The sequence below is a fragment of the Rhodococcus baikonurensis genome (assembly GCF_040489275.1).
Taxonomy (GTDB): Bacteria; Actinomycetota; Actinomycetes; order Mycobacteriales; family Mycobacteriaceae; genus Rhodococcus_F; species Rhodococcus_F baikonurensis.
The window spans coordinates 229750-239154 of record NZ_JBEUOQ010000001.1 but is presented as its reverse complement, the minus strand read 5'-3'; the positions used below and the strand labels follow the sequence as shown (position 1 = coordinate 239154).

7 protein-coding genes are annotated in these 9405 nt (G+C 61.6%); 2 read left to right on the top strand and 5 right to left on the bottom strand.

Going from position 1 to position 9405, the window contains the following annotated elements; genetic code table 11:
* Position 1 precedes the first annotated feature (1 nt).
* From ABWI03_RS01205 to ABWI03_RS01185, 5 genes are all read right to left on the bottom strand, one after another.
* Positions 2-1015: an ABC transporter permease gene (locus ABWI03_RS01205; RefSeq protein ID WP_095968556.1), complete on the bottom strand. Its 1014-nt coding sequence runs from the start codon at positions 1013-1015 to the stop codon at positions 2-4.
* A 61-nt stretch (positions 1016-1076) separates the two neighbouring features.
* Positions 1077-2678, bottom strand: coding sequence for an ABC transporter substrate-binding protein (locus tag ABWI03_RS01200; protein WP_166809162.1), 1602 nt, complete (start codon positions 2676-2678; stop codon positions 1077-1079).
* 227 nt (positions 2679-2905) lie between these two features.
* Positions 2906-4504 (bottom strand): ABC transporter substrate-binding protein, encoded by a 1599-nt coding sequence (locus ABWI03_RS01195; protein ID WP_298777189.1) that lies wholly within the window; start codon positions 4502-4504, stop codon positions 2906-2908.
* A gap of 146 nt (positions 4505-4650) precedes the next feature.
* Positions 4651-6252: a PucR family transcriptional regulator gene (locus tag ABWI03_RS01190; protein WP_296551857.1), complete on the bottom strand. Its 1602-nt coding sequence runs from the start codon at positions 6250-6252 to the stop codon at positions 4651-4653.
* Between the two features lie 49 nt (positions 6253-6301).
* A complete protein-coding gene (locus tag ABWI03_RS01185) occupies positions 6302-7216 on the bottom strand; it encodes an SDR family NAD(P)-dependent oxidoreductase (protein ID WP_166809165.1) in 915 nt (304 codons plus the stop codon).
* A 100-nt stretch (positions 7217-7316) separates the two neighbouring features.
* Between ABWI03_RS01185 and ABWI03_RS01180 the strand changes: the two genes are divergently transcribed.
* Together ABWI03_RS01180 and ABWI03_RS01175 are read left to right on the top strand one after the other, a co-directional pair.
* Positions 7317-7934, top strand: a complete 618-nt coding sequence (locus tag ABWI03_RS01180) for a TetR/AcrR family transcriptional regulator (RefSeq protein WP_298777190.1) — start codon at positions 7317-7319, stop codon at positions 7932-7934.
* Positions 7935-8236: 302 nt separating this feature from the next.
* Complete coding sequence (locus ABWI03_RS01175; protein WP_007731382.1) at positions 8237-9388, top strand: magnesium and cobalt transport protein CorA; 1152 nt, start codon at positions 8237-8239, stop codon at positions 9386-9388.
* Positions 9389-9405: the final 17 nt, after the last annotated feature.

Genomic DNA, 9405 nt, shown 5'->3' with positions numbered 1-9405 from the left:
CTCAGTTCTCCCGAATTGTGGATCGTGGGTCGATGAGAGCGAGCACCACGTCGACGATGAAATTGATGAGAAGGACGATGGCGCCGTAGATCACGACCAGTGTCTGGGCGAGCGGGTAGTCCTTCTCGGTGATGGACTTGACCAGCGCCATGCCCATGCCGGGCCAGGCGAAGATGCTCTCGATGAGCACGGTGCCGGCAATCAGACCACCAAGGAGGAGTCCGGCGAGCGTCAGCGTCGACGTCATGAGGTTGGGCATTGCATGACGGAAGTAGATTCGTGCCACAGTCATTCGCTTGGCGCGCGCCGTACGGATGTAGTCCATGTCCAACACGCCGAGCGCCTCTGCACGGACGATGCGCGACATCGAGGCGATGGCACCGATCGACATGGCCGCGACCGGAAGGATGTAACTTTCCGGTCCACCGCGGCCGGCGACGGGCAGAACAGGGAACGTGACGGCAAAGAGGTAGACCAGCGCCGTGCCGAACATGAACTCGGGGATCACGGCGATGGTGCCCGACGTTGCGGTGTAACCGATCTCGACTCCGCGTCGTCGGCCGTTGCGGGTCAGTGCAGCGAAGATGAGGCCGATCGGAATGCCCAACAGCAGCACCGTGACGACTGTGAGTACAGCCAGTTCGAGTGTTGCAGGGAGGCGGGACGCGATCACCTCGAAGACCGGAGTCCTCAAGGTGATCGAGTCACCGGGATTCCCGCTCAGCAACCCGCCGACGAATCGGAAGTACTGCTGCCACAAGGGAAGGTCGTAACCGAGCTGAGACCTCGTTGTCTCGACCAGTTCGACCGGTGCGTTCATTCCCAGAGCCAACCGAACAGGGTCGCCCGGAATCAGTTGGAGCATCAGGAACGCCGCAGTCACCAGCGCCCAGAGTGAAATCACGAAGGTGCCGAAACGACGCAGAAGATATGCGGGCCAGCTGTCAGACTCGAGCCACTTTGCTCGAGCCTGAGGCGCCGCTTCTGGTTTCGCGGCTTCAATAGTTTGACTCATGGGCTGTCTTTCCGGAGGGCGGGATGCTGGGGCGGGAAGATATTCAGAGTGGGCGGGCGACCTACTGGTAGAGGCGCAACGCAGAACCGTTGAGCGACTTACCGAATGAGAGTCCAGCCTTGTTGAAGTACACGTTCATAACTGAATCCGAGAACGGCACAGCGGAGATCGTCTTGGTGAGCTCCGACTCGGCGTCGGCCCAAGCGTCGCAAGCGTCGCTACCGGTCAGACCGGAAGCCTTGGTGGCTGCTGCTTCGTACGCGGGGTTGCTTGTCGACCCGAAGTTCTTGCCTGCAGCGGGAACCGGACCGGTGAAGTAGGCGGTGAAGGTGCTGGGGAGCGAGGAGTTGATCTGGACCCAGGCGATGTCCCAGGCAGAGTTGTCCTTGCCGCTCAGGATGACGTCGATGATCTTGTTCGAGTCGCCGCCGATCACCTCGACGTTTGCGCCGAGTTCGGACCACGCCGACTGAGCGAGTTCTGCTGCTGCGTTGCGCGGATCGTCTGTGCCGTCGTACACGAGACGGAGATTGAGCGGCTTTCCGTCCTTGCTTCGCTTGCCGTCAGAACCAGCGGTCCAACCTGCAGCGTCCAGTGTTGCCTTGGCGGCAGTGAGATCGAAGTCCGGAATGTTGCCTGCGACGGAGTCGTAGACGCACGCGCGCGGTTCGACGGCGACGAGACTGGTTGCCCGGACTCCGTGTCCGGCAGTGATGACCTGAGTGAGGTCGTCGAGATTGACCGCCTGGATCAGGGCCTTGCGCACTGCGGGATCGCTGGTGGGATTACTCGCGATCTGGTTGAAGTACATCTGACCGGAAGGCAGCGGACGGCCGACCGAGTCCAGATTGGCTGCCGCGACGCGGTCCTTGTCCGGACCGGCGATCGGAGCTGCATTGAGTTCACCCGAGAGAAGCTGGTTGGCGGCGGTGCTCACGTTCGGCGACATCGCGGCGATGACCGTCTTGGGGACACCCGGGGTGTCGGAGGTCGTGTCGTCGGGGCCCCAGTTGTAGCCCTCGCGACGCTGGAACGTGTAGTGATCGTTGGCGGCGACTTCGGTGACTTCGAACATGCCGGTGCCGAGCGACTTCTTGTTCGACGCTGTCGGATCTTTCAACCCGGCCTCGCACAGGATCGGCAGGCGACCGACGTTGAGAAGCAGGAAGGGACTCGGCGCCGGAGTGGTGACCGTGACGGTGCGCGCTGCAGCGTCGGCGGTTGCAGTGGCACCGGTCGGAACGGAGGACCCGCGCAACTGTGAACCGTTGTCCGGATTGGCCACGAAGTTGATGTTGTCCGCGACGGTCTGGGAAGTCAGCGTGGATCCGTCGGTACAGGTCACCCCTTCGCGGATGGTGAAGGACGCAGAGGTCGGGGTCTCTTCCCACTTCTCGGCCAACCACGGTCCGACTTCACTGGTATCGGGATCCTGGTAGACGAGGTAGTCATAGGCCAAACGCGACAACTCTGCGGTCGCCGACGCTGCCGACATGATCGGGTTGAGTGCACCGGGGTCGGCCTGCAGAGCGAAACGGAAGGTTCCGTCCGTGGCCGGTTCACCGCCACTGGCGCCCGAGGACGTGCCTCCCGAGCCACAGGCAGACAACACGAGCGTGAGCCCTGCGGCTGCTGCAAGTGTTGGGTAGAAGCGGTGTTTCATGGTGCCTCCGTGATGGAGCAGGGGCCCGAGCGAAAAACGTGAGGGCGCGGTTGAGTGTTGACTGCTAAATCTTGGCGTATGACGTGACGCGCATCTCTGTCGATCCTCACGAAAATCGGGTCGATTTTCGTCCGCTCCCACGAAAACCGGCGGGATCAGTGAATACCTGTCCGTATACCGACAGCGACCGGCGAAACAGAACGATTTCCCCGGTCGCTACCGGTGTTCTACTGGTACAGGCGCAGGGCCGAACCGATGAAATTGCGGCCGAATGCAAGACCCGCATTGTTGAAGTAGAGAGTCGTGATCTTGTCGGCAAAAGGTACCGCCGAGTTTGCTTTGATGATTTCGGATTCGGCGTCTGCCCAAGCGGCACAAGCGTCCTCGCCTGTCAGCCCGGAAGCCTTTTCGACGGCTGCGTCGTAGGCCGGGTTGGAGATCGACGCAAAATTCATTCCCGCAGCGGGCACCGGACCGGAGAGGAAGGGGACCAGCATGCTGGGCAGCGCGACGTTGATCGGCTCCCACGCGACATCCCACGCCGTGTTGTCCTTGCCGCTGAGTGCTACATCGAGAATCTTGTTCGAGTCACCACTGGTGAGTTCAACGGTGGCGCCCAGGTCGTTCCACGCATTGACCGCGACGTCGGCGGCAGCATCGGTCGCGTCACCGAACGTCTCGTAGACCATCCGAATTCGGAGCGGTGTGCCGTCCTTGCTGCGCTTACCGTCCGCGCCGGCCTTCCAGCCCGCAGACTCGAGAGTTGCTGCGGCTGCACTGGTATCGAAGTCCGGCAGGTTTCCGGCGACAGAGTCGTAGATGCAGGCCCGCGGTTCGATGGACACCATCGTGGTCGATCGGGTTCCGCGACCGGCCGTGAAGATCTCGGCGAGGTCGTCGAGATTGAGAGCCTGGACCAGAGCCTTGCGTACGGCAGGATCGCTCGTCGGATTGCCAGGACTGTGGTTGAAGAACATCTCGCCCGCCGGAGCAGGCTGCTTGACGGTATCCAGGTTCGCGGCGTTCATGCGATCCTGATCGGGGCCGGAAACCGCTGCGGCATTCAGATCACCGGACAACACCTGGTTGGCCGCTGTGCTGTTGTTCGTGATGATGGATGCGACGACATTCTTGGGTACTCCGGCAGTATCGGAGGTAGTGCCGTCCGGTCCCCAGTTGTATCCGTCGCGCCGAACGTAGGAGTAATGATCGTTGGCGACTGCCTCGGTCATCTGGAACATGCCCGACCCGAAGGTCGTCTTGTTTGCCGCCGTCGGATCCTTCAACCCGGCCTCGCACATGATCGGTATTCGCGCCAGGTTGAGAAGCAGGAACGGAGAGGGCTCCGGAGTTGTGACCGTTACTGTCCGGGTCGCCGGGTCGGCGGTGGCGCTCGCGGTAGCCGGGGCGTACACCCCGCGGAGAGCGGATTTGTTTGCAGCGTTGGTGATGAAATTGACGTTGTCCGCGACCGTCTGGGCAGTCAGAGCGGATCCGTCGTTACACGTAACGCCGTCGCGAATGGTGAAGGACGCGGAAGTGGTTGTCTCTTCCCATTTTTCGGCGAGCCACGGCTTGGTGACACCGGTATCGGGGTCCGGGTGGACCAGATAGTCGTAGCTCAGACGTGCCAATTGGTGCGCCGGCGATGCGGCGGTCATCAGCGGATTCAGAGCGCCGGGGTCGGCCACGAGAGCCAATTTGAAGGTGCCGTCCGTGACGGGTTCACCCCCACCCGCACCCGACGAGCCACCCGATGAGCATGCGCTCAGGGCAAGAACGGTGCCAGTTGCCGCAGCCAGTAGTGCGTAGGACCGTTGTTTCATGGTGCCTCCGGAAGGTGAAGTCCCGCCCCCGAGTGACGCGAGGTCTGTCGGGTCAGGAGCAAAAGTCGATTGCTTGAATCTTCACCCAACAAAAGGTGGAGAACATCGTCCGGATTTACGAATGTTTCGTGAGACTTGGTAGATCGCTACAACGCTGTCGGATAGAAAAGACGAAGCTGGAGCATCAGGCTGAATCGAGTTTCCGGATCGTCGAGATCGATTCCGGCAATCCCGGCAAGCTTCTTGAGGCGGTATCGAAACGTGTTGACGTGGATGTGAACCAACGACGCGGCCGCCGGAATGTCGCCGAACGTGTCGAGCCAGGCGCGGAGGGTGTCGACGAGGTTGATGTCGTGAGTGCGGTCGTACTCACGCAGTACCGCGAGCGGTCCCGACGCGGTCTCGTCCTCGTCCGCCAGGGCGTCGGAGAGGCGCAGTAGCAGGGAATTGATCTGCACGTCGTCGGCGCGCGCGACGGTCCGGCCCGAGGAATTCCACGTCGACCTCAGAACGCGAAGCGCTCGGTCGGCTTCGTCGCGTGACTTCTCCAGCGTCATCACGTCGGCCACTGTCGCACCGATTCCGATGACCACCGACTTTTCCGAACGGGAACGGTCTGCAAACTCCGACGCGATCCGACGCACGTAGTCGTCGTCGGTCTGGTGCCGGGTGTGTGGAATGACGGCGTAGACGGTGCCGCCGATCGCTGCCGCCACCGACAGCGGAAATACTTGGTGGAGGTAGGTATTGAGTGTCAGGGCCAGTTGATCGACGTCGGCTTCGGCCTCCAACGATGCGCCGGCGCCGCTACGGAAGCCGGCCGCAAGCACGTTTGCCTTCGAACGGCCGTACCCCAGACGCTCGGCCGCTTCCTTGGCCGAAGTGCCGCCACTCAGTAGCGTGATCACCTCGCCCAACCTCAGTCGTCGTGCGGAATCGGCTGCCAGCTTGGCGCGAAGCAAACTCATCGCGGCTACGCCCGCCGCCTCGACGAGCGTTTTGACCTGCAATTCGTTCGGCTCCTCGTCCAAGATCACCCAGATCGAACCGAGGATCTGGGATGCCGCATGTATTCGCATGCCGACTCGGGGCCTGATGCCTGGCCCGATACCCGGTAGAAATACCGGCAGGGTGGAGCCGTAGATCTTGTTGAAGTACCCCATCGATCGGAGTCGGTCGGAATAGTGCTGCGGCACTTGATGTCCGAGGACGCTCTGCTTACGTGCCTCGTCACCGAAGGCTTGATCTGCCGAGAACGCGAGGATCCGGCTCGACTGATTCTCGATGGTGACCGGGCCGTTCAGTACCTGAGCGATCGAGTTGGCAAGATCGAACAGGTCGGCGTCGGCGGCCGACGTGTGGTCCCCGTTGTTGCCGGATTCGAGGATCTCGTTGATCAGCGACGCACTTTGCAGCCAACTTGCATCCTTGACCATTCCAAGTAGTGCGATATCGGCTTCGGCGACCGCCCGTGCGACGCTGTCGTCGACAGCCAATGGCTCCCTGACGATCAGCGCGACGGCTCCGGCCGAACCGTATTCTTTTACTGCAGTGGCAATGTCGGCCGACCCGGCGAGTCCTGCGCCGAGCACGACGGCGCCCGCACTGTCCTGCGTAACTCCGGACCCTTCGTGCAGGGTCACTCGGCTGACAGTGCGGGCGTCGTCGACGGTGTCGCCTCCGCTGAGGAACGTCATTCCCAGTCTGTCGACGATGTCGACGATCGAAACTCCCGTGGGTGTGGTCACCACCACACCTTAGGGGGAGCAGGATCGATCAGTTGGCTGGTTGCCCTGCTCAGGTGGTCGGCTGCTCGGCTACAGCTTTCTCGACGAACCGGCGGGTCTGATCGAACGCCGCGGGCACCTGGACGGAATTGGTCATGTCACTGATCTCGGACCACCGTTCGGCGACGACCTCGGGGGAGAGTGCGCCTTCGGGGATGTACACGCCCTGCGACTCTTCCATGCGAGCGATCGCGAAGACGCCGGCGCCGGCGCTGAGGATGGTCTTGGTCGGTGCGTCATCGGAGACCATGAACAGTGCGCCGGGTGAAATCGATTCGGGTGCAAGCAGAGCGAGAGTCTTCTCGTCGAGGAGGTCTTCGGTCATGCGGGTCGCGGCGGTCGGCGCCAGCGAGTTGACGCGGATGCCCTTGCGTTCACCCTCGATGGCGAGAACGTTCATCAGGCCGACGACGCCGGACTTCGCGGCGCCGTAGTTTGCCTGGCCGAAGTTGCCGTAAATTCCCGATGCCGACGTGGTCATGAGGATGCGTCCGTAGTTCTGTTCGACCATGTGCGGCCAGACTGCCTTCGAACAGATGACGGAACCCATCAGATGCACGTCGATGACTTTGCGGAAGTCGTCGAGCTCGGCCTTGATGAACGACTTGTCGCGCAGGATTCCGGCGTTGTTGATGAGGATGTCCACGCGGCCCCACTTGTCCACAGCCGTTGCGACCATGGCGGCAACGGCGTCGACGTCGGTGATGTCGCAGTGGTCCGCGATCGCTTCGCCGCCCAGCTCGACGATCTCTGCCACTACTTTGGCTGCCGCAGTATCGGCGCCGCCGCTGCCGTTGACCGAACCACCCATGTCATTGACGACTACGCGAGCGCCGCGCGCGGCGAGGGCCAATGCGTGCGAACGGCCGAGTCCGCCGCCTGCGCCCGTGATGATCGCTACCTTGCCGGAAAAATCCAACGACATTGGAAAACCTCTCTGATCTGGGATACTACTCAGTATTACTATGCGATAGCGTGGAAACAGTCAAGGGCCGGCAGGCAGTGTGAATGGGAGTGGAAGTCGAATGAGTAGTGATCTTCCGGACGTGCGATCCGCGATCATCACGAGCGCCGCCGACGCTTTTGCCGAAGATGGTTACGCGGCCACGACTGTCGATCTACTGGCCGATCGAATCGGTGCCACCAAAGGTCTTGTCTACTACCACTTCCGTTCGAAGTTCGACATCTACCTGGCAATCTACGAGCGCGGGATGAGCCTGCTTCGCGCCGAAGTCGAGTCTCGAATGGACGGCGCAGACAGCGGCCTCGCGCGTCTCGAATCGATGTCGCACGCCCACCTGGTCAATCTCATGACACATCTCGGGTACCACCACACGATCCACCAAGGTGTCCGGGGCCAGATGAACTCCGCGCTCAAGCCGAGGCAACAGCAAGTCCTCGTGGAACTGAATTCGCTGCGGCTCGACTACGAGAATCTGTTCGTCGACGTGATGACCGAAGGCGTCGCGGATGGTTCCATTCGCGTGGGCTCACCTCGGATGGCGGCAAAAGTACTCCTCAGCAGTCTCAACGGCATCGACCTCTGGTACCGAAGGCGCGAAGGGCAGACGTTGGCGGAGACGGAGTCGTTGGCGGACGAGATCGTCGAACTGTTGATCGGCGGATTGCGCGCCGCGAGCTGACTGAAAGCTGCATTCACCGAGCGGGATTCCTTCGGCAGGCTCACGCGGTCCTGCGGCTTGTCGTTCGGTTTGTCGTGCCCTGGCAGTCGGGGTAGCATGTTGGCGTCGTGCGCGGACTTGCGCGGGAATTCAGGGAAGAGGAGGTGTGGCTGTAATGCGTGGCCAACCTCCGAGTACCAACTGAAGCTGTAGCCGCCCGGGTTGATCCGGTATTTTGCTGCAGCTTCATCGTGTGTTCATCGGCTTCGGCTTTGCTGTGAAGCAAGCGTCGTCGTTCACTCTTCCCTCGAAAGCTGTTCAGCATGCGCGAATTTCGTCGTTCACGTTCGGTACTGCCACGTCGTTCTGCGGGTCTCGGTGACTCGCATCCCGGGCACTCGCGTGCCGCACGCACCGTCGTCAAGGCTGCCCCGCCCGAGGCGGTGGCGCCCGTCGAATCGACTGTCGTCAACAGTGGCGTGTACCGCGACGGCGAGCGGATAGCGTCACCGTCCACCCTGGCGGAAGCACTGTCATGCCTTCCTGATTCGCAGTCGATGGCGTGGATCGGGATGTACCGGCCCGATGACGCCCAGTTGTATGCCGCTGCACAGCATTTCGATCTCCACGAGCTGGCGGTCGAGGATGCGATTGTCGCGCACCAGCGCCCGAAGCTCGAGCGCTACGGCAAGACACTGTTCGTGGTCCTGCGTGCTGCGCGGTACCGCGACGAGACCGAGCGGGTCGAATTCGGCGAGTTGCACATCTTCTGTGGTCCGAACTTCATTCTGACCGTCCGTCACAGTGAATCGCCGGATCTCTCGGCGGTGCGGACTCGCATGGAGAACGATCCTGACCTGTTGCGGTTGGGTACCGAGGCCGTTCTCTACGCCATTCTCGACGCAGTCGTCGACGGGTACGCCCCGGTGGTGGCCGGCCTGCAGAACGACATCGACGAGATCGAAACCGAAGTGTTCAGTGGCGATCCCGGAGTTTCGCGCCGCATCTACGAACTGACCCGTGAGGTGATCGAATTCCAGCGGGCGACTCGTCCGCTGCTGGGGATGCTGCGTGGGTTGTCGGCAGGATTCGACAAGTACCACACGGACGAAGAACTCCAGCGTTACCTCCGCGACGTCACCGACCATGCGACGACTGTGGTGGAGCGGGCCGACGGATTTCGTCAGTTGCTCGGAAACATCCTCACGGTGAACGCAACTCTGGTGTCGCAGAACCAGAACGAGGAGATGCGCAATCTGACGCAGGCGAGTTACGCGCAGAACGAGGAGATCAAGAAGGTCTCGGCGTGGGCGGCAATTCTCTTCGCGCCGACGCTCATCGGAACCGTGTACGGAATGAACTTCGACGACATGCCGGAACTGCACTGGCACTTGGGCTATCCGTTTGCGCTCTCGATGATGTTCTTGACGTGTGGAAGTCTCTACACGATCTTCAAACGTCGGGGCTGGTTGTAGAAAGCGCTGTGCGCCTT

Coding starts and splice junctions, on each gene's coding strand:
- ABWI03_RS01205 (WP_095968556.1), bottom strand. CDS start 1,015: ATGAGTCAAACTATTGAAGCCGCGAAACCAGAAGCGGCGCCTCAGGCT.
- ABWI03_RS01200 (WP_166809162.1), bottom strand. CDS start 2,678: ATGAAACACCGCTTCTACCCAACACTTGCAGCAGCCGCAGGGCTCACG.
- ABWI03_RS01195 (WP_298777189.1), bottom strand. CDS start 4,504: ATGAAACAACGGTCCTACGCACTACTGGCTGCGGCAACTGGCACCGTT.
- ABWI03_RS01185 (WP_166809165.1), bottom strand. CDS start 7,216: ATGTCGTTGGATTTTTCCGGCAAGGTAGCGATCATCACGGGCGCAGGC.
- ABWI03_RS01180 (WP_298777190.1), top strand. CDS start 7,317: ATGAGTAGTGATCTTCCGGACGTGCGATCCGCGATCATCACGAGCGCC.
- ABWI03_RS01175 (WP_007731382.1), top strand. CDS start 8,237: ATGCGCGAATTTCGTCGTTCACGTTCGGTACTGCCACGTCGTTCTGCG.